This is a genomic window from Cedecea sp. B1(4) (assembly GCF_059414925.1).
Genome location: NZ_JCAHMZ010000002.1, coordinates 237,943 through 259,817, shown reverse-complemented (window position 1 = coordinate 259,817; position 21,875 = coordinate 237,943). Strand labels below are relative to the sequence as shown.

The following is a 21,875-nucleotide window of genomic DNA, read 5'->3' as shown; positions in this document are numbered from 1 at the left end:
TCGCGCCTGAGCTCTAATCCAGAAGAATTAGATGGCAGTCACGTTAACTGCAGCAGGGCCTTTCTGGCCGTCCTGGATTTCGAATTCAACGTTCTGGCCTTCAGCCAGAGTTTTGAAGCCGTTACCCTGGATTGCAGAGAAGTGTACGAATACATCTTTGCTGCCGTCTGCTGGAGTAATGAAACCAAAACCTTTAGACTCGTTGAACCACTTAACTTGACCTTTAATCTTTGCCATTTTGCAAATTCCTTAGATTGTATTCTTCGCCCGCAGGCATAACTTAGATAAAACAGAGACATTACTGCATGAGGCACTAATATAAGGCTCGGCAGAGAAGCGGTATTCAACGACAACGTGTTTACTCAGGTCTTCTTTACTGAAAATGCCACACATAAACAGAACTGTACCTCGTTTAACCCAACGTGTTATCACACACAACGTAAACAATGGCAAGCCATTTTTAAGCATGTGTCGATCTGCCGCACAGATTCAGAAAATTACACGATTACTTTGAGAAAGTAATCTGCGCTTTTTGATATATATTTTCACTACACAAGATTGTCGCAACAGATTGTGTTTTAACAACATTCCGACAACTTCTGAACCTTAGCGTAAAGTGCACTTTTCGTCCAGACACACGAACAATAAAATCCTTTTTTAAGGATATATCTTTATGATTTTTTATGCATACCTATGCACAAATCAACCTAAAGCCAATCATCGCGTTCGATACCCGGATTTCATCCCTGTATTTTTTATGTCCACCGAATAAAGCCTGTACAACAGACCACGTATTTTGCACCAAAATAATGAAAGTTTAATGACACCTTGCCCCAGGATAAGGCAATAAAAACGTTTCGATGGAATTTAAGGCGTGATTATCAGGCGTTAATTTAACCAAATAGAAATAAAGCTCTCTGCACGGCAATAATAATTAATTCTTATTTTTTGTTAGGGGCAAACTTTGACCAATACGCAGCGGTGAAAACAGATCATCGCTTTCCCCTTTCTCACGCAGAGCAGCCAGCAATTCCTGCGGCGGTTTATCGAGAGACTCATCGGCCAGCTCAAATACGCCCCAGTGGATAGGAATTGTCTCAGGCTTGCCGATTGCTTGCCATAAAGTCACCGCCTGTTGCGGATCCATATGATGATCGCCCATAAACCAGCGAGGCTCATAGGCCCCGATCGGCAATGCAGCCATGTCAAATGGGCCCAGCCGTTTCGCGATCTCCGCCAGCGACGGGGTATAACCCGAATCACCGCTGAACCAGAAACGCAAATTCCCCTGCTCCACAACCCAGCCGCACCAGAGCGAACGGTTACGATCCCAAAACGTTCGCATACTCCAGTGCCGGGCAGGCACGGCGGTGAAAACCATGCCGCACCAGTTAAAGTTTTGCCACCAGTCCAGCTCTGTTACCTGCTCAATGCCGCGCTGGCTGAACCATGCTTTCAAGCCCAGGGGCACAAAAAAATGCACGTCGGGAAAACGCTTGATCAAGCGACGGACAGTTTTTTTGTCCAGATGGTCGTAGTGGTTATGGGAGATGAGTACCGCATCAAGTCGACGCAACTGGTTAAGGTCGAGCGGGACTTCGGTTCGCCGGGCAGGACCGGCAAAAGAAACCGGGGAAGCTCGACGAGAAAATACAGGATCGGTCAGCAAAATGTGACCGTTAAGCCGCAATAACAGGCTGGCATGGCCCAGCCACCATATGCGGTCATCGCTGCCGTTTAGATCGGCCTGTTGCCACCAGCGTTCAATAAACGCGGAATAACCTTCACCGGGAGGATGCGGCAGCTTCTGCGCTTTGCGCTCCCGCCGCCACCTTTGGACGTCGCCAGGTTGACGGACTGCAGGCTCAGCGTTACAAAACCCATCAGGTAGATGGTGGGATAACTGCGGATTGTACCAGGGGTTTTTCCAGCTCATCCCACCTCCAGCCTGATTAGCGTTCCGCTACCAGACGAACAAAGTCGTCGTCATTTTCTTCTTCAGTCTTCGCAGTCGGTTTGTGTTCCGGCTCGGGTTCGTTGGCTTCGCACAGGCGCCGCAGCAGGGCATTTTGACGTTTCTGTAAATCAACCAGCTCTTCAAGCAGCGCAATCTGCTCGTTTGCACGGCTGCTGGAACGATTGACAAAAAACCACAGGACAAGACCGACAATCAACGTCACCAACGAGATTGCCAGCGGCATGATACTTAAAGCACTAAAACCCAGTTCGTTCATCTTACCACCTCAAAAAAAACGCATTCTACACCTGAGGCAGAGAGAGACAAATCACTACCAGGGGATAAATTTATTAATGGTACAAATGCCGCTGAAAAATTGCACATCCTGGTCGCACATCACATTTATCATTTGAGTCCATAGCAGCAGGCAGGTAACAACAATCACCAGAACGATCACCCATCTGTACTTTCTCACTACATCGCCACCTCTTGACCATAGAATTTCGCTAATTTAACACTAACCAACTAAACCATAAGTAACGTTTCCTGCTTTTTCATTTCAGAATCATCAGATTGTGACGTCAATTATTCAGAGTAGGGTTGATGCAGGATTGGATTGATGTTTGAGGTCAGTATGCGAGCGATTATTCGTACCATCATTGTTATTGCCATCATCTGGATTGGCCTGTTGCTTTCCGGCTATGGCGTTTTGATTGGCAGCAAAGAAAATGCGGTCGGACTGGGATTGCAATGCAAATATCTGACGGCACGTAATACCGTGACAGCTCAGTTTATTCATACCGACAGTGGAATTATTGGCCTGACCAACTGCCCACTGCTGCGTAAGGTCGACACGCCGATTGATAATGGTTAGATCTAAAGAGCCGCGTGTTCTGCGCGGCCCACTTTAACAAAATCAGAAAGGATAGTGGTGATAGCCCATTTGCTCTGACAGCGCACGCGCAGCCTGATGAAGAAGACTAACGTATTCAGACAGTCCCTCATCCGAATAGCGAAGCGTTGGAAATGAAATACTCATTCCCGCAATGACAATACCAAAACGATCAAACACCGGTACCGCCACGCAGCGAATACCTTCTTCCTGTTCTTCGTTATCTTCGCCGTACCCCTGCTCACGCACCAGATCAAGCACAGGGAGAAGCGCTTCAGTACTGACAATAGTGCGTTCCGTGCTGCGGACATATTCCACGTCAGAGAGAATATCCAGAATCTCCTCGCGCGGTCGCCAGGCCAGCAAAACCTTCCCTATTGCAGTGCTGTACAAAGGATTCCGACGCCCTACGCGGGAATACATGCGTAAATTATAGAGCGAGTCAATTTTATGGATATAGACAATACTGCTGTCGTCCAGCGCACCGAGGTGAATCGCCTCTTTGGTTCGCCGGGAAAGCTCTCGCATCTGTATGTCTGCACTGCGGATAAGATCAACGTTTTGCAGGGCGCTGCTGCCAAGCTCAAAAAGCTTCAGCGTCAGCGCATATTTCTCTAACTCACCTTCCTGAGAGACATAGCCCAGGGACTTCATGGTCTGCAAAAAGCGATACACGGTACTCTTGGACATCATCACACGCTGAGAAAGTTCGGTTATCCCAATCTCTTTTTCTTCCCCAAGCGCCTGCAGGATGCCGAAAACTTTCAGCACGGAAGAGACTGCATCGGGCTGTTTGTCGGAGTCTGAGAGTGCCATGCATCACCTCGGGTGTTATTGTTTTATAAAAATCAGAACTGCTTTTTAGTATATTGATGCCCCGTGAGTGTCGCAATCAAAGCCTGCTGATTCGTTACAAATCTGCGGCATCAGCGAGATTAATTAATGGTAAAATCATTACCCTCCTAACGACTTCAGACAGCCTTTTCAAAGTATGGATAAATCAGTGTCCGACGGCTTGCCTACGCCCCAGCGTTATGGCGCCATTTTCACCATCGCGCTCGGCATTATGATGGCCGTGCTGGACGGCGCTATTGCTAACGTTGCCCTGCCTACCATTGCGCACGATTTGAATGCCAGCCCGGCGGAATCTATTTGGGTGGTTAACGCTTATCAAATAGCGATTATTGTCTCGCTGCTGTCGCTTTCGTTTCTCGGCGATATTTTTGGCTACCGCCGTATCTATCAATGCGGTTTGGTCCTGTTCTGCCTGACCTCACTGTTTTGTGCCGTCTCAACTTCATTGCCGATGCTCACCTTTGCCCGCGTACTGCAAGGTTTTGGCGGTGCGGCGCTGATGAGCGTAAATACCGCCTTGATACGCCTCATTTATCCTCAACGTTTTCTTGGTCGTGGAATGGGAGTCAATTCATTTATCGTTGCCGTCTCCTCCGCTGCAGGCCCCACCGTTGCCGCCGCGATTCTTTCGGTCGCCTCCTGGCAGTGGCTGTTTTTAATCAATGTGCCGATTGGCATCGTTTCGCTGATTCTGGCGCTGCGCTATTTACCTCCAAATCAGCAAAAATCCCAGGGGCAGCGTTTTGATATCCCGAGTGCGGTGATGAATGCCCTCACCTTCGGTCTGCTGATTTCAGCGATCGGTGGTTTTTCACAGGGCCAGCCGGGGGGAGTCATTATCGGTGAGCTGGTTGCGCTTGTCGTGATTGGCTATTTCTTCATCCGTCGCCAGCTTCGCTTGCCGTTCCCTCTGCTGCCGGTAGACCTGTTGCGAATCCCGATTTTTTCGCTGTCTATCGGCACATCAATATGTTCGTTCGGCGCTCAAATGCTGGCGCTGGTTTCACTGCCCTTTTTCTTGCAAACCGTCCTGGGCCGCAGTGAGGTTGAAACCGGTCTGCTGTTAACGCCGTGGCCGCTGGCAACGATGGTGATGGCCCCGCTAGCCGGTTATCTTATCGAACGTGTTCATGCAGGCCTGATGGGCGCCGTAGGGCTTTTAGTGATGGCCTGCGGCCTGTTTGCTTTGGCGATGCTCCCGCACGATCCGTCCGACCTGAATATTATCTGGCGTATGGTGCTGTGTGGGGCAGGATTCGGCCTCTTCCAGTCCCCGAATAACCATACCATCATCTCCTCGGCACCCCGCCATCGCAGCGGAGGGGCAAGCGGAATGCTGGGGACAGCTCGCCTGCTCGGTCAAAGCTGTGGGGCTGCACTGGTCGCACTAATGTTTAACTTGTTTGGTAACTGTGGGACGCATGCCTCGCTGATTCTTGCAGGCACATTTGCCACCGTTGCCGCCGTCGTTAGCGGGTTGCGAATGTCCCAGCCTCAGGCTCAGGCATAAAAAAAGCGTGCCACCTGGGCACGCTTTTTCACTTCAACCTTCCGGTTACTTCAGATATTCACCGCTGCGCAGCGCTTCGATACGTTTGTCCAGCGGTGGGTGCGTCATGAACAGTTCGCTCATTGACTTAGCCTTACCGTTGATGCAAAACGCCATCATGCTGCTGGCTTCCTGCGGCTCGTAGCTGGTTTTAAGGCGCTGCAGCGCAGCAATCATTTTCTCGCGGCCCACAAGCTTCGCGGAACCCGCGTCGGCATGGAATTCACGATGGCGTGAGAACCACATGGTGATGATGCTTGCCAGAATGCCAAACACCAGTTCAAGCACCGTCGCCACCGCAAAGTAAATCAGCGGGTTGCCGTTGCTGCTTTCGTTGTCATCACGGTTCCCGGACAGGAAGCCGGAAGCGACCTGAGCGATGATACGGGAGATAAAGATAACGAAGGTGTTCACCACACCCTGAATTAGCGTCATGGTGACCATATCGCCATTGGCGATGTGGCTGATTTCATGCGCGATAACCGCTTCCGCTTCGTCACGACTCATGTTTTGCAGCAGACCTGTGCTGACCGCAACCAGAGAGGCGTCACGGCGCGCTCCGGTGGCGAAAGCATTGATGTCTGGCGCATGGTAAATCGCAACCTGCGGCATGGCGATACCCGCCTGCTGTGACTGCCGACGCACGGTTTCCATCAACCAGTGCTCAGTTTCATTACGAGGTTGCTCAATCACCTCACCGCCTACTGAACGCAATGCCATCCATTTTGACATCAGCAGGGAAATAAAAGAGCCGCCAAAGCCAAACAGCACCGCCATGATCATCAGACCCTGAACGCTGCTCGACTGGATCCCCGTCAGGCTTAGCACCAGCCCGAAAACGACCATTACCGCAAGGTTGGTCAACAGGAAAAGCCCGATACGCATCATAATTTTCTTTTTACCTCGGTTAAAAACACGCTCTTTGCGCTCCCACACATCGTAGGGGCGCGCCGCCTATTTTCAAGCATCCGCCCCGCCCAAGTGGTTAATAATACATAACTTTACATTTTGTATGCATTTATCTTACATCATGAAGACAGGCAAAAAAATGGGCACCGCTTGGGTGCCCATCAGGGAGGTTATTTCGCCGCCGGTTGTTCAGCCGGCCTGTCTTGCTCCATACCGGCAAGATCGATGGCAATATGTACCGTCTCGTCGAGATACGGATCGGGCTCCTGGTAGTCCTTCGGCAAATCGTCGAGTTTCTTAAGCGGCGCTTTACCTTCCCGCTTGAAGCGATCGTTGATTCTGGCCAGGCGCGTCGCGTCGTCTTCCTGATTCTCTTTTTCACGTACCGCATAATTCAGAGAAACAGCGTTACGTTTTTCCTTCAGGGCATTGAAGCGAGCAATGTCCTTCATGATGTACTGGAATTCAGGGTCTTTGGCGATGCGATCCTGATGCAGCTTCAGCAACTCAGGTTCGAACGGCGTAAGGTCACCGGTTTTCACATAGGTCGCTGCGTTGATGCTGTCCCACGGCAACGCGTTGTCTTCGAACTTCTCGCCGGTCTCAGTTTGCTCAGTCCCGGTTGGCATCATGATGTCCGGCGTCACGCCTTTCCGCTGAGTACTGCCGCCGTTGATGCGGTAGAACTTCTGAATGGTGTACTGAACCGAGCCAAGCGCAGGCCATTCCGGACGCAGCATCTGATCGTAAATGCGATTCAGCGAACGGTACTGCTGCACGGTGCCTTTCCCGAAGGTCGGCTCGCCGACAATCAGCGCGCGGCCATAATCCTGCATCGCCGCCGCAAAGATTTCAGATGCCGAGGCGCTAAAGCGATCAACCAGCACCACCAGCGGCCCTTTGTAGTAGACCACGCCGTCGGTATCGCTATCTTCACGGACTTTACCGTTGTTGTCGCGGACCTGAACGACCGGGCCACTTGGGATAAACAGACCGGACAGGGACACCGCTTCAGTCAGCGCACCGCCGCCGTTAGAACGCAGATCGATAATTACGCTCTTCACGTTCTGTTTTTCCAGTTTCTGCAGTTGAACCTTCACATCATCAGTGAGGCCAACGTAGAAGCCAGGAATATCCAGCACGCCGACTTTGTCTTTGCCGACTGTCTTCACAGACATCTTAACCGCGCGGTCTTCGAGGCGAATACGTTCGCGGGTCAGCGTCACGGTACGCGTCTTAGTGCCTTTGCCCGCTGGCAGGATTTCAAGGCGAACTTTACTGCCTTTTGGCCCTTTAATCAGTGCCACAACGTCGTCCAGCCGCCAGCCAATAACGTCAACCATCGGTTTACCCGTTTGGCCTACACCAACAATACGATCGCCGACGGTAATGGCCTTGCTCTTCGCCGCCGGACCACCGGCAACCATGGAGTTGATCAGCGTATAATCATCGTCCATTTGCAGCACCGCCCCGATGCCTTCTAAAGACAGGCTCATTTCGGTGTTGAACTGTTCGGTGCTGCGCGGAGAGAGATAGTTCGTATGCGGGTCAATCTCATGAGCAAACGCGGTCATCGCCAGCGAGAACACATCTTCACTGTTGCTTTGCGCCAGGCGGCGGATCGCAAACTGATAGCGCTTGGTCAGAGTTTCACGAATTTCCTGCTCGGTTTTACCGGTCAGCTTCAGGCTCAGCTCGTCGTATTTAACTTTGGCATCCCAGAGCTTATCCAGCTCATCGACGCTCGTTGGCCACGGCGCCTTGCTGCGATCCAGATTGATGGTGTCGTTACCGGTGAAATCCATCGGCTTCGCCAGCACCTTCAGGGCGTACTGGTAGCGTTCAAAACGGCGCTTCTGACCCAGATTGTAGAGGTCGTAAAAAACATCGAGCTTACCGCTACGCAGCTCGTCACCGATCTGCCCTTTTTTCGCGGCGAACTGGGCGACGTCGCTGGCCAACAGCACGTTATGGCTGTAATCCAGCAAGTTCAGGTAGCGGTCAAAGATTTTTGCCGAGAAATTGGCATCCAGATCGAACTGGCGGTAATGCGAGCGCGTAAAACGCGAGGTCACACGCTCACTCACCGTAGCGTGCTGAGCTTCTTCCTTTAACTGAGGAATTTGGTCAGCACGGGTAATGTTGTCCAGGGCCAGGGCACTGCCTGCCACGAACAGCAGGCTGGCGATAGCCGTAAGCTTAAAGAGTTTGTTCATGCCTGAGTCAGGCCTCCGTTTCAGAACTGCAAGTGTTCTGCGCGTACGATCATTGCCATACCAGAAGTCAGCTGTACACGGACGCCATCTTTGGTAATTTCCAGTACGGTAGCATCCATTGCGTTGTTACCGGCTTTGACTTTAATGGCCTGTCCAACCTGCAGAGCAGAAATATCGGTCACTGGCGTACGACGCTCTTCACGAGGTGCCTTAGGTGCCGGTTTTTCTGCGCGAGGTTTACGCTCTGCCCCTTCTTTACGACGCGGTGCTGCCGCCGGACGAGGTTTGCGTTCGCGACGTGGAGCTTCTTCCGTTACGCCTGCGGCTGCCGCGGCTTCACGTTTCTTCGCCTGTTGCTCAGCGCGCTGGGCCTGAACGCGGGCTTTCGCTTCATCCAGCTGCTGACGTGCATGTTCAACATGCTGTTCGTCCAGCTCACCGCAAGGGTTCCCATCAAGATCGACGCGAGTCGCGCCAGCTTTGATGCCGTACAGGTAGCGCCAGCTTGACGTATAAAGACGTAACGCTGAACGAAGCTGTGTTTTGCTGAGGCTCATTTCGCCTTCAACACGAGAGACTAAATCCTGGAAGATACCAATCTTCAACGGACGAGCTTCACCTTCAGCGCTAAAACATTGAGGGAAACGCTCGGCCAAAAATGCGATAACTTCTTTACTGCTATTCAACTTAGGTTGATTTTCCATGAAATTTCCTGATTACAACGGAATTGCCAATAAGTCGCAGGCATGAACAGGCGACATTATAATGACGCCATCGCTAAATGCCACGTTATCCGTTGCTTATCATGCTATCGAGGGAAGAATTTTTTAAAATCAGTGCCGCTCAGCACGTCTGAAAGCCGCGAAATCAAGGTTTTTAAACCCATTTCGTCTTCTTCCGAAAAACGGCCATACTCGGTGCTGTCGATATCCAGGACGCCAATCGTCTGGCCGTCAACCGTCAGGGGCAGCACAATTTCCGAATTGCTGGCCGCATCGCAGGCAATGTGCCCGTCGAAAGCATGCACATCCTCCACACGCTGAATCGTGCCTGTTGCGACAGCTGTACCGCATACACCCTTGCCGACAGGGATTCTTACGCAGGCAATTTTGCCCTGGAAGGGCCCCAAAACTAGCGTTTGGGCTTCGAGAAGGTAGAATCCTGCCCAGTTGACGCCATCAAGGCGCTCAAAGAGCAACGCACTGGTATTCGCCAGTGTTGCAAGAAAGCTGGTTTCACCTGCCATTAACGCACTAAAATCGCGATTCAGATCCGCGTAAAATTGTTCTTTGTTCATTAAATAACCGTTATGTTGTCTTGCTTTACTTTGTAGCATATTAAAATAAGCATTAAATGCACGGTGCCACAAGGTGTATCATTTTATGAATTACGATAGGCTAAATGTATCATTCAGATAACAACGCTCCCGGCTTACGACGCACAATGAAAATACACGCCATCAGTCAGGCATTGCCTCAGGCACGTTATCAGCGTTGTCCTCAATGCGATACCCTTTTCTCTCTGCCCCAGGTTAAATCCACACAAAGTGCCTACTGCCCCTGTTGTGATGCAAGAGTGCATCATGGTCGTGACTGGTCATTGACGCGACTGGGGGCGATGGCCGTGGCGATGCTGGTGCTCATGCCCGTCGCCTTTTCCGATCCGCTACTGCGTATCTATCTCCTGGGTTCGAGTATTGATGCCAACGTTATGCAGGGCATTTGGCAGATGGCAAGCCAGGGAGACGTGCTTACCGCCGCCGTCGTGCTCTTTTGCGTGGTCGGTGCACCGGCCACGCTGGTTGCGGCTATTGCCTATCTCTGCTTTGGCAACATTCTCGGTATGAACCTTCGCCCGGTACTACTGATGCTGGATAAGCTTAAAGAGTGGGTGATGCTGGATATTTATCTGGTGGGCATTGGCGTAGCCTGCATTAAGGTTCGCGAGTATGCGTTTATCCAACCAGGCCCAGGGCTGATCGCTTTTATTGCGCTGGTGGTCTTGAGTCTGTTGACCATGATCCACCTGAACATTGAGCAGCTATGGGAGCGTTTTTACCCTCAGCGCCCGGCTCGTGCCTTTAATGCGCAACTGCGGGTTTGCCTCGGCTGCCATTTTACCGGCGTTCCTGACGAACGAGGCCGCTGCCCTCGCTGCCACATCCCGCTGTACCATCGCCGTAAGCAAAGCTTACAAAAATCCTGGGCAGCACTGGTTGCCTCCCTGGTCTTCCTGCTTCCAGCTAACCTGCTGCCGATTTCTATTATTTACGTGAACGGGGCACGCCAGGAAGACACCATTCTTTCGGGCATCATTTCCCTGGCGCACAGCAATATCGCCGTCGCTGCCGTGGTGTTTATTGCCAGCATCCTGGTGCCATTTACTAAAGTTATTGTATTAATTACGCTACTTATCAGTATTCATTTCAAATGCCAGCAGGGATTACGAACCCGCATTTTATTGCTGCGCTTTGTCACCTGGATTGGTCGCTGGTCTATGCTCGATCTGTTTGTCATCGCGTTGATGATGTCACTGGTTAACCGTGACCAGCTGTTAGCCTTTACGATGGGTCCCGCCGCAGTCTTCTTTGGCGCGGCGGTTATATTAACTATTCTTGCCGTCGAATGGCTGGATAGCCGACTACTTTGGGACGCACATGAGTCAGGAAACGCCCGCTTCACCGACTGAAGCGAGAATTAAAACGAAACGCCGGATTTCCCCTTTCTGGTTATTACCTGTTATTGCGTTACTGATTGCCGGCTGGCTGATCTGGACGACTTACCAGGAACGCGGTAATACCGTAACCATCGACTTCATCTCCGCCGACGGGATAGTCGCTGGCCGCACGCCCGTGCGCTACCAGGGCGTTGAAGTGGGTACCGTGCAAAACATCAGCCTGAGCGATGACCTGCGTAAAATAGAAGTCAAAGTCAGCATCAAAAGCGATATGAAGGATGCGCTGCGGGAAGACACACAATTCTGGCTGGTAACGCCGAAGGCTTCCCTCGCTGGGGTATCCGGGCTTGATGCCCTGGTAGGCGGGAACTACATCGGCATGATGCCGGGTAAAGGCGAGCCGCGTGACCATTTTACCGCCCTCGATACCCAACCCAAATATCGACTGGATAACGGCGAGCTGATGATTCACCTCCACGCCCCAGATTTAGGCTCCCTTAACAGCGGGTCGCTGGTCTATTTCCGCAAAATTCCGGTTGGCCGCGTGTATGACTATGCCATCAATAAGAACAAGCAGGGCGTCACCGTCGACGTGCTTATCGATCGCCGCTTTACCAGCTTGGTGAAAAAAGGCAGCCGTTTCTGGAATGTGTCCGGCGTAAAAGCCGATGTTGGCCTGAGCGGGGCCAAAGTTCAGCTAGAAAGCCTGGCGGCCCTGGTCAATGGGGCCATTGCTTTTGATTCACCTGACGATTCAGAACCGGCCAAAGCGGATGATGAATTCGGCCTTTACGAAGACCTGGCGCACAGCCAGCGCGGCGTCATCATTAACCTCGATCTCCCGAGCGGGGATGGCCTTAAAGCAGGCTCGACTAAGTTAATGTATCAGGGGCTGGAGGTGGGTTCGCTGACTAAGTTAAACCTCAATCCAGGCGGCGCCGTCACAGGGGAAATGACCGTTGACCCCGGCGTGGTTAGCCTGATGCGTAGCGGCACGCGCATCGAACTCCGTAGCCCAAAAATCTCGCTGGATAATCCAAGCATCAGCACGTTGCTCACGGGCAGCACCTTTGAACTTGTGCCGGGAGACGGCGAGCCGCAGGATCGCTTCACCGTGGTCTCCAGCGATCAAACGCCGCTCCAGCAGCCGAATGTGTTAACGCTTTCGCTGACGGCCCCTGAAAGCTACGGCATTGATGCCGGACAACCGATTATCCTGCACGGGATACAAATAGGCCAGGTGGTGGCGCGGGCACTGTCAGCGAAAGGCGTCACGTTCTCCGTCGCCATTGAACCGCAATACCGCCATCTGCTGCAGGGCGACAGCAAATTCGTGGTCAACAGCCGCATTGATGTGAAGCTCGGCATGGACGGAGTGGAATTCCTGGGCGCCAGTGCCAACGAATGGGTCAACGGCGGTATACGCGTGCTGCCGGGCAGCAAAGGCGAGATGAAAAGCAGTTATCCGCTTTATGCCAACCTGGAAAAAGCGATTGAAAACAGCCTGAGCGACATCCCGACCACCACGCTGACGCTGACGGCCTCCAGCCTGCCTGATATCCAGACCGGCTCCGTGGTGCTGTACCGCAAATTCCAGGTGGGCGAAATCATCACCATCCGCCCTCGCGCCGAGAACTTTGATATTGATGTTCACATCAAGCCGGAATACCGCAAGCTGCTGACGCCAAACACCGTGTTTTGGGCTGAAGGTGGCGCAAAAGTTCAGCTCAACGGCAGCGGACTAACCGTGCAGGCCTCCCCGCTTTCTCGTGCACTCAAAGGGGCCATCAGCTTTGACAACATGAGCGGCGCCAGCGTCGGGCAGGTGAAAGGTGAGAAACGCGTGCTGTACGCCTCTGAAACCGTGGCAAGAGCGGTGGGGAGCCAGATAACGCTGCACACTTTCGATGCCGGTAAACTTTCCGCCGGGATGCCAATTCGCTATCTGGGCATTGATATCGGCCAGCTTGAGTCGCTGAACCTGACGCAATCCCGCAACGAAGTGGAAGCGAAAGCGGTACTTTATCCTGAGTATGTGTCTACCTTCGCACGCGCCGGCACCCGCTTCTCCGTTGTCACACCGCAGATCTCTGCGGCAGGGGTCGATCATCTTGATACCCTCCTCCAGCCTTACATCAACGTTGAACCCGGTAAAGGTGACCCCCGCCGCGACTTCGAGCTGCAGGAAGCGTCTATCACCGACTCTCGTTACTCAGACGGGCTGAACATCGTGCTGGAGGTGCCTGAAGCCGGCTCGCTGAGCATAGGCACGCCGGTTCTCTTCCGCGGGATTGAAGTCGGTACGGTAACTGGCATGACGCTCGGCAATCTCTCTGACCGCGTGATGGTGGGCCTGCGTATAAGCAAGCGTTACCAGCATTTGGTGCGGGACAACTCCGTCTTCTGGCTGGCTTCCGGCTACAGCCTGGACTTTGGCTTAACTGGCGGCGTGGTGAAAACAGGAACCTTTAATCAGTTTATTCGCGGTGGCATTGCGTTTGCGACGCCGCCGGGGATCCCGCTCTCCCCTAAAGCAGAGGCCGGGAAACACTTCCTGCTGCTGGAAAGCGAGCCGAAAGAGTGGCGTCAGTGGGGCACCGCCCTTCCGCGCTGAACCGCAAGCCCGGGCGGTACGTCGCCCGGGTAATTCCGTGTTAAACTGCGCCCCTTAATTTTTTCAGGGGCGTTTTTCATGGCTCAATCTACTGCCGTTTATCTTCCTCAACCTTTTCTCGACGCGATTCGTGACGCACTTCCCGCCGGCCAGACGCTGGAAAGTTTTATCGAATACTGTCAGCAGCCGCTGCGCCGCAGCCTGCGCGTCAATACGCTGAAGATATCCGTGGCTGACTTTCTGACGCTAGTCGCGCCCTATAACTGGCGTTTAACGCCGGTGCCGTGGTGCGAAGAAGGTTTCTGGATTGAACGAGAAGATGAACAAACCCTGCCGCTGGGCAGCACCGCAGAGCATTTAAGCGGCCTGTTCTATATTCAGGAAGCCAGTTCAATGCTGCCCGTTGCCGCGTTGTTTGCCGACGGTAACCAGCCGCAGCGAGTGATGGACGTCGCCGCAGCGCCAGGATCAAAAACAACCCAGATTGCCGCCCGCATGAATAATACCGGCGCAATTCTTGCCAATGAATATTCCGCCAGCCGGGTAAAAGTCCTGCATGCCAACATCAGCCGCTGTGGTATCAGCAACGTAGCGCTGACGCATTTTGATGGCCGAGTATTCGGTGCCGCTCTGCCGGAATCCTTCGACGCCATTCTGCTGGACGCCCCCTGCTCCGGTGAAGGCGTGGTGCGAAAAGATCCCGATGCACTGCGCAACTGGTCGCCTGAAAGCACGGCTGAAATTGCCGGCACACAGCGCGAATTGATTGAGAGTGCTTTTCATGCGCTCCGCCCCGGCGGGACTCTGGTCTACTCGACCTGTACGCTGAATCGCCAGGAAAACCAGGATGTCTGCCAGTGGCTGCTGGATACCTGGCCGGACGCGGTAGAAATTACCCCCCTTGACGAGCTTTTCCCGGAAGCAGCACGCGCGCTGACGCCGGAAGGTTTCCTGCACATTTTCCCACAGATTTACGACTGCGAAGGCTTTTTCGTTGCCCGTTTGCGCAAAACGGCCTCTATCGAACCGCTGCCGGCCCCGGGCTATAAAGTAGGTAAATTCCCCTTCGCACCGATGAAAGGCAAAGCCGCAGCCGAACTAACCGCCGAGGCGGCAAAATCGGGCCTTATCTGGGGCGATGAGCTGAGTTTATGGCAGCGCGACAAAGAGATCTGGCTGTTTCCGAGTGAGATTGAGTCGCTTATCGGGAAAGTGCGTTTCTCTCGCATTGGCCTTAAGCTCGCCGAACAGCACAACAAAGGCTTCCGCTGGCAGCATGAAGCCGTGGTTTCTCTGGTCAAAAGTGACAATCCGCTTTGCTTCCCGCTGAGCGAGACCGAAGCCGAGGAGTGGTACCGTGGGCGGGATATCTATCCAGAAGTGACACCGTCACGAGATGAAGTGATTGTCACTTTTCAAGGGCAGCCGCTCGGCCTGGCGCGTAAAGTTGGCTCACGCCTGAAGAACAGCTATCCAAGGGAATTAGTGCGCGACGGCAAGCTTTTCGCCGCCCCGCAGGCTGGCTAAAAAAATAAGCACTTTTTAAGTTGGCAATTTGTGCTGCCTTGACTACGCTGAAATTGGAGTGACCCACTGGTCATACCACCTGCTGCAGATAACAAGGAGCCAAAGATGACAAAGACCAACGTTCGGATCGGCATCTTCGAGATCGATGATGCCGAATTACACGGTGAACAACAGGGGGATCGAACGTTAAGTATTCCCTGCAAGTCCGATCCTGACCTGTGCATGCAGCTGGATGCATGGGATGGGGCAACCTCTATTCCCGCCGTGCTGGACGGCGAACATTCCGTACTTTACCTGCAACATTACGATCGCCAGCGCGATGCCTGGGTTATGCGCCTTGCATAATTCAAGATGAACCCGTCCCTGAGACGGGTTATATAGGTGACAAACAGTCGAAAAACGTGGTTTTCAGCTGTTTGGAGTAGACCAGAGAATATCATTCATTGCTTTTTTAGTCCCAGGTGCAGTTTTTGAATCAATAATTTTTGCCAGCACTTTCTCCGTCCACGGGACGGATTAATTATTTCCCCCACTCCCTTTGGCTCCCCTACACTTAAACCAAACGAAGCGGTTCTGAGGCGCTAATGTTTGCTTTGGTTTTATTTGTTTGTTACCTGGACGGCGGCTGTGACGATCTGGTGCTGGAAGTCTTCACCAGCGAACGGCAATGTCTGAGTGCGATGAGCGAACAGCGTATGCGCCACGGCGGCTGTTACCCGGTGGAAGAATTTATCGATGGATTCTGGCGGCCTGCCCAGGAATACAGCGACTTCTGAGCAGGGCCAGGCGAGATTAGCGCTTGTTCGGGCGAAGGAACATTCGTATTTGCTTCCCGTGGTATTCAACGTAGTGCTGGAACGTAAAGCCGAAGCGCTCTGCCAGACCAATAGAACGCTGATTATCGTCATCAATAATGCAGCATACCGGCTCACTGAAATTGTCATCCGCCCAGCTTAACACCGCACTGAGTGCCTCCGCCGCATAGCCTTTACCGTGTACCGCAGGAATAAGCGACCAGCCCGCCTCCGGGTGTGCCAAAGCCGGGCTGAGATTTCGTTTAGCGTCCTGGAAACCAAACGACCCTACGAATCGCCCGCTCTGTTTTTCAAACAACGCCCAGTAACCGTAGCCCAGCGCCTGCCAGTGACCGATATAGCGCATCAATCGCGCCCAGCTCATTTCACCATCCTGCGGTTTTCCGCCGCCGATAAACTTTACCATCTCCGGGTCAGACCAACAGGCAACCAGCGCCTCATAGTCGTCCAGCGTAAAGTGGCGCAGGATAAGGCGTTCCGTTTCAAGACGTGGGGCTTCAGTAATCATCATGACTCCGCTCAGTATTACTCTTGTAGTCGTTGTTTAAGGCCTGATTTGCAGGCGTAAATGATAGCGCACAGCAGCAGGCTAAAAAGCATGGTACCCAAAAACACACCCGCACCGGTCAGGGTTAGCATAACGCCGCCAATCAACGGCCCAAGCGCTATACCTAACGTCGTCAGGGTCGATGCTCCCAGGTACGCCCCGCGGTGCTCATCCGGTGCCAGCTGATCCAGCAGAATATTCAGGTTTGGCATCAGAATGGCCTCGCCGATACTGAAAATAACCGTCACGCTCACCCACACCAGCGCATCCGGCGTACGGACGGACCAGAACAAAAGCTGTGAAAGCGCGAAGATAGCGCCTCCCAGCAAAATGCGGTTAGACAGGCTCACATGAGCCAAAAAGCGGACCAGGAAAAGCTGGGCAATAAGTACCGTACAGGCATTGGACACCAGAATCAGCGTAATTAACTTTACGGCAGCCTCGGCGTCCAGCGTCAGCAAATAAAGCGGCACCACGGATTCATAGTGTACGAAAACCACGGCGCATAACGTGCTACACAGCAGCGCCGCAACGAACAGTTTGTCCCGGGCGATGATTAGCATAACGTCACGTAATCTGACCCCGGGTTTATGTTCGCTTTCTTTGGCAACCAGCTTGCCTGCCGGAATAAACAATAAGGTGTAAATAAGCAGCGGCAAATAGCTCACAGCAGTGATTACGAATGTACCTTTCTGCGAAGTCAGCCCGAAAGCAATGCCGACCAGTGGCCCGGTGACCGCAGCCACATTCACCAAATAATAGCGAATCTGCAGGGCCAGAGCACGACGGCGGCGGTCGCCCAATAAGTCACTCATCAGCGCTCGCGTCGGCGGCTCTACCCACGCGAAACAGACGCCAACAATCATTAGCCCAATGATAAATAACGCCATTCCCGTGGCCAGCCCAAGCAGAGCATAGCCAACAAACGACAGCGCACAGCCGAGTGAAAGTACGCCACGGCGGCCTAGCTTATCCGACAGCTGCCCGCCATACATTCCCAGCACCACCGCCAACAGCGCGCTGCTGGTCATCGCCACGCCTACAGAGATGGGAGAAAGATGATAATTACGGGTCATGATCACCGTCATAAACGGCCAGGCCATAAAATAGCTAAAGCGAATCACCAGGGTAAAAAGCAGCAGCGCAATCACCGTCGACGGGAAGGTTTTGACCGTCGGCCAAAAACCGCGCGCAGCGTCCTCACGGACGGCATCGTTTGTCGTCATAAAGTATCCTGTTAATTATCGTTATAGTGGAGGCGGGGCCGCTTACGCTGAGTAAGCGGTTAAATAGTAATAAGTTATTCCTTATTGGCTGGCAACGTAAATGTTACTGAAATGTTTATTTCCCCAGCTTGTCGTTTAAACCATCAGCCGGGCAGCGGAAAGTAGTGAAAAATTGTGACCTGCCGCTCAAAAAATGGCATTTCGTGCTGGGAATGTTTGGGGAGAGCCGGCAGCTGAACGCCGCCGGTAGAACCGCTAAAGTTTTCCGCTCAGACGCTGATGGAAATCGGCGCTGTGGGTATCCAGGCCAACAATTTCGACCTGCGCCTGATAACGCTGATAGCGCGTTTCAATGGCATCTAATACGGCAACGGTGGAGGCATCCCAAATTTGTGCCTGGGTCAGATCGATCACCACTCGTGCCGGGTCGTCAGCATAGTGAAAATGCTCGACCAGGTCGTTGCTGCTGGCAAAGAACAGCGGCCCACGAACCCGGTAAGTCACTTCGCTCCCGTCCGCTGCCAGCTGCCGCTCAGCACGCACCACATGTGCAATACGGCGAGCAAACAACATCATAGCGAAGATAACGCCTCCCAAAACGCCAAGCGCGAGGTTATCGGTATAAACCGTTATAGCGACGGTCGTGAACATCACCAGCGTTTCCGGCACCGGCATTCGGCGAAGCGTAACTGGAGAGATGCTATGCCAGTTCAGCGTTTTCACCGCCACAATCATCATGATCCCAGCCAGCACCACCATCGGAATTTTTGCCATCACTTCACTCAGCACGGTGACCAGCATCAATAGCACCAGCGCAGCCGCCACGGTAGACAGCCGCGTACGCCCTCTTCCCAGCTCAACGTTGACGATGGTTTGCCCAATCATGGCGCAGCCCGCGATGCCGCCATAAAAACCGGCGAAGATATTCGACACGCCCAGTCCCCAGCATTCACGCCGCTTGCTGGAAGGTGTATCGGTGAGATCGTCCACTAGCTTGGCCGTTAGCAAGGACTCCATCAAGCCAACAAAAGCGATGCTCAGCGCGCAGGGCCAGATAATGCGGAGCGTCTCAACATTAAGCGGCACTATCAGTTCCGTTAACCCGGGCAAACCGGCTTTCATCGGCCCGCTGTCGCCTACCGTGGGCAATACCCATCCCATGGCAATACTCAAGCCGGTCACCAGAACAATCGCCACCAGCGGCGAAGGCACAGATTTAAGCAGTCTCGGCAACATTAAAACGACGGCAAGCGTCACGACGAACAGGCCCCAAACCAGCGGCGATTGCCCCCAGACATGAGGCACCTGAGCAAAGAAAATAAGAATACCCAGCGCATTCACAAACCCGGTCATTACCGAAAGCGGGATATAGCGCATCATTCGCGCCAGCCCGCTTACGCCGAACAGGATCTGGATCCCACCCGCCAACACCACCGCAGGCAGGATATAACCTACCCCATATTGATGAACCATCGGGGCAATCACCAGCGCTACCGAGCCGGCCGCGGCAGTAACCATTGCCGGGCGGCCCCCCAGAATCGACATAGCAAAACAAAGCACGATCGAGGCAATCAGACTGACCTTCGGATCCACGCCCGCGATCAGGGAAAAGGAGATCACTTCGGGGATCAAGGCCAGCGCGGTGACGACCCCGGCAAGAACTTCGCGCTGGATGAGCCGAGGGGAGCGAAGCACGGCGCGCAGGCTATTCTCACGCATATGTTGAGCGGCAAGCTCGGTTTGATTTGTCATAGTGGGATGCAGGCTTATTATCAGGAACGCCACATTTCTCATGGAATGCGGTCAACGAGGCCGAAAGTGTAGCGTTGTCGCGGCAGTGATGCGAGTTTTTGTGACCGCGATCATTATTTTTTGAATATTATAACGCGTGATCTATCTTAATCCTCCCGGAAACACATGAATCAATAACACCACCCAGTATTACAACCTTGTGTTTATTGACATGCCCCCTACTCAACTCATAAATACTTAAGGTTTCTCAATATCGAGAAACCTTAAAATCTAGTTAAGTAGATAAGGTGCGATTTTACTCACAAAGTATACCGACCCTGCGGGTGACAAATGTCCCCAATCTGCCGTAACCAGGCCTTTCGGATCATCATTGACTCTAGTAAGGCATTCACCAGAGCGGCAGAGTATATCCATCGCAGATATATAGGTAACTCCCTCGTTAGACAATGATGATTTGAATAATGTATCCCACTCAAACATTGTTTTATTTAATCCATAACTCATATACAAGGGGGGATATGTTTTGAACTCAGACCAATATGCCAGCATTACTGCAACTAATGTATTGTTCCACTGCGGAACAGGCCCAATAATGATGACTCTGGTATCAGGTGATGCATTTTTAATTCGTGCAATAGTATCCTTGATTCCCGCAACTGCTTCTGCATGTGTTTGTATGGAATTAGAACCATTGACCATCCACGTAATGACAACTTTTTCCGGCTTCATTTCAGCCAATATATCCAACTTTTCCTGGTTGACCAATTCGATATTTTTTTTATTATCTGCCAGCCCCGTATTTTTAAAGAAAGGCGCGCCATTCCCATCGGTGAACTGCTCAATAGAAAACGCATTGTTGCTTTTTTTCTGTAGTGCCAGCAATCCTGGGTACAGGGCCGCCGTATAAGAGTCTCCCCACATAAATAACTTATGAGGCCCTGATTCGGCACACTTCTCAATCCGTGCTGCTTTACTCATTCCCATTGGCGAAGAATGACATACTCCATTGCGCCATACCCCAGGAATATCAAAAAACGAATAAACATCTTTAATTTTAGCAAGTTCACTTATTTCACCTTCATATCGGCCAGGTAATCCTTGCTTAAAATAGACGATCCCACCCATGACTGATGCAACAATAAACAAAATCGATAAGCGAAACCTTCCCAATACGCTGGAACTTGTTTTGATTAGATTCTTTTTACGGAATTTATTTTCCACTAAATGATACGATGCAGCACCAAGAATCAATGAGGCAAAAATCCCGAGAATGATGATGTACGTGCCTGAGAGATTATGTTGCCGTATAAACACAACCACTGGCCAATGCCAAAGATACACTGAGTAAGAACTAACCCCTATATATTGAAGGACTGGATTATTGGTGAATATAGAGTTCTGCCGATTTGCTATAAGGATAAAGCAAGCACCTAAAACAGGAATCATCGCGAGATAACCTGGCCATGGAAAAGTGCCCCGCATCATGATGCATGTGGCGACGACCAATGCTAATCCTGAAAACTCAAATAGCTTAGACTTCTTTTCCGTGAGGTGTAGTTGACACAGATAAACCAACCCACCACAAAGCATTTCCCAAGCCCGAGCATAAAGCAGATAGAAGGATGAATTTTGATATATTTGCGGTGTGAAAGATGAAATAAAATAAGAAAAAACACAAACGCTTGCTAACGCATAAGTGATATTTTTGCGACCAAAGAGCCTGATGAAAATAATAACGAAGAACGGGTAGAGTAAATAAAACTGCCACTCTACTGAAAGTGACCAGGTATGTAATAGCCATTTGGTTTCTGATGCCGAATCAAAATATCCGGCCTCCGACCAATATGTGACGTTCGATACGAATAAAAGGCTGGCCAGCACATGCTTTCCGAGCTGCATTAACTCTGCGGGGGCGAGACTGTAAATGCCGTAGCAGCAGAGCGCCGTACAGAGTACCGTTAAAGCAGGCAGAATCCTGCGCCCTCGGTCGAGATAGAAACCCCAGATATTCAATTGGTTAGCATCATATCTCTGCAATATGATACTGGTCATTAAAAAACCAGATATGACGAAAAAAATGTCTACACCGGAAAAACCGCCTGACAACCAAGAATGATTAAAGTGGAAGATGACAACCGCCAGCACCGCAATACCACGTAATCCATTGATATCGTTACGAAAAGTCATTTGTTTTATTAACTTGTTTTTAAGACTTCAGGAAAGAAGTCAAACATACCGTTAGAACGTGGGAATAGCAAACATCTTATCTCTATCTTGCCATACAGAAGACTTGATACTAGGCGGTACCACCGCCCCCCCGCTCCCGGCCCCCGGCCCCCG

21 protein-coding genes are annotated in these 21,875 nt (G+C 52.0%); 7 read left to right on the top strand and 14 right to left on the bottom strand.

What is annotated here, in order from left to right:
- Positions 1-27: 27 nt before the first annotated feature.
- From cspE to mgrB, 5 genes are all read right to left on the bottom strand, one after another.
- A complete protein-coding gene (gene cspE, locus ACR6JA_RS04675; protein WP_001062678.1) occupies positions 28-237 on the bottom strand; it encodes a transcription antiterminator/RNA stability regulator CspE in 210 nt (69 codons plus the stop codon).
- A 12-nt stretch (positions 238-249) separates the two neighbouring features.
- Complete coding sequence (locus tag ACR6JA_RS04670) at positions 250-393, bottom strand: DUF2627 domain-containing protein (RefSeq protein WP_008454022.1); 144 nt, start codon at positions 391-393, stop codon at positions 250-252.
- Positions 394-934: 541 nt separating this feature from the next.
- Positions 935-1,936, bottom strand: coding sequence for an MBL fold metallo-hydrolase (locus tag ACR6JA_RS04665; protein ID WP_494492965.1), 1,002 nt, complete (start codon positions 1,934-1,936; stop codon positions 935-937).
- A gap of 16 nt (positions 1,937-1,952) precedes the next feature.
- Positions 1,953-2,234, bottom strand: coding sequence for a YebO family protein (locus ACR6JA_RS04660; RefSeq protein WP_213716098.1), 282 nt, complete (start codon positions 2,232-2,234; stop codon positions 1,953-1,955).
- A gap of 54 nt (positions 2,235-2,288) precedes the next feature.
- Positions 2,289-2,432 carry a PhoP/PhoQ regulatory lipoprotein MgrB gene (gene mgrB / locus ACR6JA_RS04655; protein ID WP_008454016.1) on the bottom strand — a complete coding sequence of 48 codons (144 nt, stop codon included), beginning with the start codon at positions 2,430-2,432 and terminating at the stop codon, positions 2,289-2,291.
- A 159-nt stretch (positions 2,433-2,591) separates the two neighbouring features.
- On the opposite strand from mgrB, the gene ACR6JA_RS04650 reads away from it, so the two are divergent.
- Positions 2,592-2,831, top strand: coding sequence for a YobH family protein (locus ACR6JA_RS04650; RefSeq protein WP_494493256.1), 240 nt, complete (start codon positions 2,592-2,594; stop codon positions 2,829-2,831).
- A 42-nt stretch (positions 2,832-2,873) separates the two neighbouring features.
- On the opposite strand, the gene kdgR is transcribed toward ACR6JA_RS04650, so the two are convergent.
- Positions 2,874-3,665 (bottom strand): DNA-binding transcriptional regulator KdgR, encoded by a 792-nt coding sequence (gene kdgR / locus ACR6JA_RS04645; protein ID WP_494492964.1) that lies wholly within the window; start codon positions 3,663-3,665, stop codon positions 2,874-2,876.
- 175 nt (positions 3,666-3,840) lie between these two features.
- Here kdgR and ACR6JA_RS04640 point away from each other — a divergent pair, with 175 nt between their 5' ends.
- Positions 3,841-5,214 carry an MFS transporter gene (locus tag ACR6JA_RS04640; RefSeq protein WP_494492963.1) on the top strand — a complete coding sequence of 458 codons (1,374 nt, stop codon included), beginning with the start codon at positions 3,841-3,843 and terminating at the stop codon, positions 5,212-5,214.
- 45 nt (positions 5,215-5,259) lie between these two features.
- Here ACR6JA_RS04640 and htpX read toward each other — a convergent pair whose 3' ends face one another.
- The 4 genes from htpX to ACR6JA_RS04620 all read right to left on the bottom strand — a co-directional run bounded on the left by htpX (position 5,260) and on the right by ACR6JA_RS04620 (position 9,675).
- The gene (gene htpX, locus ACR6JA_RS04635; protein ID WP_008454007.1) at positions 5,260-6,141 is read right to left on the bottom strand and encodes a protease HtpX; all 882 of its coding nucleotides are present in this window, start codon (positions 6,139-6,141) and stop codon (positions 5,260-5,262) included.
- A 191-nt stretch (positions 6,142-6,332) separates the two neighbouring features.
- The gene (gene prc, locus ACR6JA_RS04630) at positions 6,333-8,378 is read right to left on the bottom strand and encodes a carboxy terminal-processing peptidase (RefSeq protein WP_008454005.1); all 2,046 of its coding nucleotides are present in this window, start codon (positions 8,376-8,378) and stop codon (positions 6,333-6,335) included.
- A 20-nt stretch (positions 8,379-8,398) separates the two neighbouring features.
- Positions 8,399-9,082, bottom strand: coding sequence for an RNA chaperone ProQ (gene proQ, locus ACR6JA_RS04625; RefSeq protein WP_273969093.1), 684 nt, complete (start codon positions 9,080-9,082; stop codon positions 8,399-8,401).
- 104 nt (positions 9,083-9,186) lie between these two features.
- The gene (locus tag ACR6JA_RS04620; protein WP_273969094.1) at positions 9,187-9,675 is read right to left on the bottom strand and encodes a GAF domain-containing protein; all 489 of its coding nucleotides are present in this window, start codon (positions 9,673-9,675) and stop codon (positions 9,187-9,189) included.
- Between the two features lie 146 nt (positions 9,676-9,821).
- On the opposite strand from ACR6JA_RS04620, the gene yebS reads away from it, so the two are divergent.
- From yebS to ACR6JA_RS04595, 5 genes are all read left to right on the top strand, one after another.
- On the top strand, positions 9,822-11,066 hold the full coding sequence (gene yebS / locus ACR6JA_RS04615) for a membrane integrity lipid transport subunit YebS (protein ID WP_434082333.1): 1,245 nt from the start codon (positions 9,822-9,824) through the stop codon (positions 11,064-11,066).
- The gene (locus ACR6JA_RS04610; RefSeq protein ID WP_494492962.1) at positions 11,035-13,668 is read left to right on the top strand and encodes a PqiB family protein; all 2,634 of its coding nucleotides are present in this window, start codon (positions 11,035-11,037) and stop codon (positions 13,666-13,668) included. Before yebS ends, ACR6JA_RS04610 begins: the two co-directional genes overlap by 32 nt.
- A gap of 78 nt (positions 13,669-13,746) precedes the next feature.
- Complete coding sequence (gene rsmF, locus ACR6JA_RS04605) at positions 13,747-15,195, top strand: 16S rRNA (cytosine(1407)-C(5))-methyltransferase RsmF (RefSeq protein WP_494492961.1); 1,449 nt, start codon at positions 13,747-13,749, stop codon at positions 15,193-15,195.
- 105 nt (positions 15,196-15,300) lie between these two features.
- The gene (locus ACR6JA_RS04600) at positions 15,301-15,540 is read left to right on the top strand and encodes a YebV family protein (protein ID WP_008453991.1); all 240 of its coding nucleotides are present in this window, start codon (positions 15,301-15,303) and stop codon (positions 15,538-15,540) included.
- Positions 15,541-15,779: 239 nt separating this feature from the next.
- A complete protein-coding gene (locus ACR6JA_RS04595; RefSeq protein WP_061272228.1) occupies positions 15,780-15,971 on the top strand; it encodes a YdfD/YebW family protein in 192 nt (63 codons plus the stop codon).
- 16 nt (positions 15,972-15,987) lie between these two features.
- Here ACR6JA_RS04595 and ACR6JA_RS04590 read toward each other — a convergent pair whose 3' ends face one another.
- The 4 genes from ACR6JA_RS04590 to ACR6JA_RS04575 all read right to left on the bottom strand — a co-directional run bounded on the left by ACR6JA_RS04590 (position 15,988) and on the right by ACR6JA_RS04575 (position 21,722).
- Positions 15,988-16,521 (bottom strand): GNAT family N-acetyltransferase, encoded by a 534-nt coding sequence (locus tag ACR6JA_RS04590; RefSeq protein WP_213716106.1) that lies wholly within the window; start codon positions 16,519-16,521, stop codon positions 15,988-15,990.
- Positions 16,522-16,535: 14 nt separating this feature from the next.
- Positions 16,536-17,783, bottom strand: coding sequence for an MFS transporter (locus ACR6JA_RS04585; RefSeq protein WP_494492960.1), 1,248 nt, complete (start codon positions 17,781-17,783; stop codon positions 16,536-16,538).
- Between the two features lie 255 nt (positions 17,784-18,038).
- Positions 18,039-19,535, bottom strand: coding sequence for a SulP family inorganic anion transporter (locus tag ACR6JA_RS04580; RefSeq protein WP_213716108.1), 1,497 nt, complete (start codon positions 19,533-19,535; stop codon positions 18,039-18,041).
- A gap of 270 nt (positions 19,536-19,805) precedes the next feature.
- Positions 19,806-21,722 carry an acyltransferase family protein gene (locus ACR6JA_RS04575; protein ID WP_494492959.1) on the bottom strand — a complete coding sequence of 639 codons (1,917 nt, stop codon included), beginning with the start codon at positions 21,720-21,722 and terminating at the stop codon, positions 19,806-19,808.
- Positions 21,723-21,875: the final 153 nt, after the last annotated feature.

What these genes read in the sequence shown, in the direction of transcription:
- ACR6JA_RS04595 (WP_061272228.1), top strand. Translation starts at nt 15,780, where the DNA reads ATGTTTGCTTTGGTTTTATTTGTTTGTTACCTGGACGGCGGCTGTGAC.
- rsmF (WP_494492961.1), top strand. Translation starts at nt 13,747, where the DNA reads ATGGCTCAATCTACTGCCGTTTATCTTCCTCAACCTTTTCTCGACGCG.
- ACR6JA_RS04640 (WP_494492963.1), top strand. Translation starts at nt 3,841, where the DNA reads ATGGATAAATCAGTGTCCGACGGCTTGCCTACGCCCCAGCGTTATGGC.
- prc (WP_008454005.1), bottom strand. Translation starts at nt 8,378, where the DNA reads ATGAACAAACTCTTTAAGCTTACGGCTATCGCCAGCCTGCTGTTCGTG.
- ACR6JA_RS04585 (WP_494492960.1), bottom strand. Translation starts at nt 17,783, where the DNA reads ATGACGACAAACGATGCCGTCCGTGAGGACGCTGCGCGCGGTTTTTGG.
- kdgR (WP_494492964.1), bottom strand. Translation starts at nt 3,665, where the DNA reads ATGGCACTCTCAGACTCCGACAAACAGCCCGATGCAGTCTCTTCCGTG.
- ACR6JA_RS04610 (WP_494492962.1), top strand. Translation starts at nt 11,035, where the DNA reads ATGAGTCAGGAAACGCCCGCTTCACCGACTGAAGCGAGAATTAAAACG.
- ACR6JA_RS04620 (WP_273969094.1), bottom strand. Translation starts at nt 9,675, where the DNA reads ATGAACAAAGAACAATTTTACGCGGATCTGAATCGCGATTTTAGTGCG.
- yebS (WP_434082333.1), top strand. Translation starts at nt 9,822, where the DNA reads ATGAAAATACACGCCATCAGTCAGGCATTGCCTCAGGCACGTTATCAG.
- ACR6JA_RS04670 (WP_008454022.1), bottom strand. Translation starts at nt 393, where the DNA reads ATGTGTGGCATTTTCAGTAAAGAAGACCTGAGTAAACACGTTGTCGTT.
- ACR6JA_RS04650 (WP_494493256.1), top strand. Translation starts at nt 2,592, where the DNA reads ATGCGAGCGATTATTCGTACCATCATTGTTATTGCCATCATCTGGATT.
- htpX (WP_008454007.1), bottom strand. Translation starts at nt 6,141, where the DNA reads ATGATGCGTATCGGGCTTTTCCTGTTGACCAACCTTGCGGTAATGGTC.
- cspE (WP_001062678.1), bottom strand. Translation starts at nt 237, where the DNA reads ATGGCAAAGATTAAAGGTCAAGTTAAGTGGTTCAACGAGTCTAAAGGT.
- ACR6JA_RS04665 (WP_494492965.1), bottom strand. Translation starts at nt 1,936, where the DNA reads ATGAGCTGGAAAAACCCCTGGTACAATCCGCAGTTATCCCACCATCTA.
- ACR6JA_RS04580 (WP_213716108.1), bottom strand. Translation starts at nt 19,535, where the DNA reads ATGACAAATCAAACCGAGCTTGCCGCTCAACATATGCGTGAGAATAGC.
- ACR6JA_RS04590 (WP_213716106.1), bottom strand. Translation starts at nt 16,521, where the DNA reads ATGATGATTACTGAAGCCCCACGTCTTGAAACGGAACGCCTTATCCTG.
- ACR6JA_RS04660 (WP_213716098.1), bottom strand. Translation starts at nt 2,234, where the DNA reads ATGAACGAACTGGGTTTTAGTGCTTTAAGTATCATGCCGCTGGCAATC.
- ACR6JA_RS04600 (WP_008453991.1), top strand. Translation starts at nt 15,301, where the DNA reads ATGACAAAGACCAACGTTCGGATCGGCATCTTCGAGATCGATGATGCC.
- proQ (WP_273969093.1), bottom strand. Translation starts at nt 9,082, where the DNA reads ATGGAAAATCAACCTAAGTTGAATAGCAGTAAAGAAGTTATCGCATTT.
- ACR6JA_RS04575 (WP_494492959.1), bottom strand. Translation starts at nt 21,722, where the DNA reads ATGACTTTTCGTAACGATATCAATGGATTACGTGGTATTGCGGTGCTG.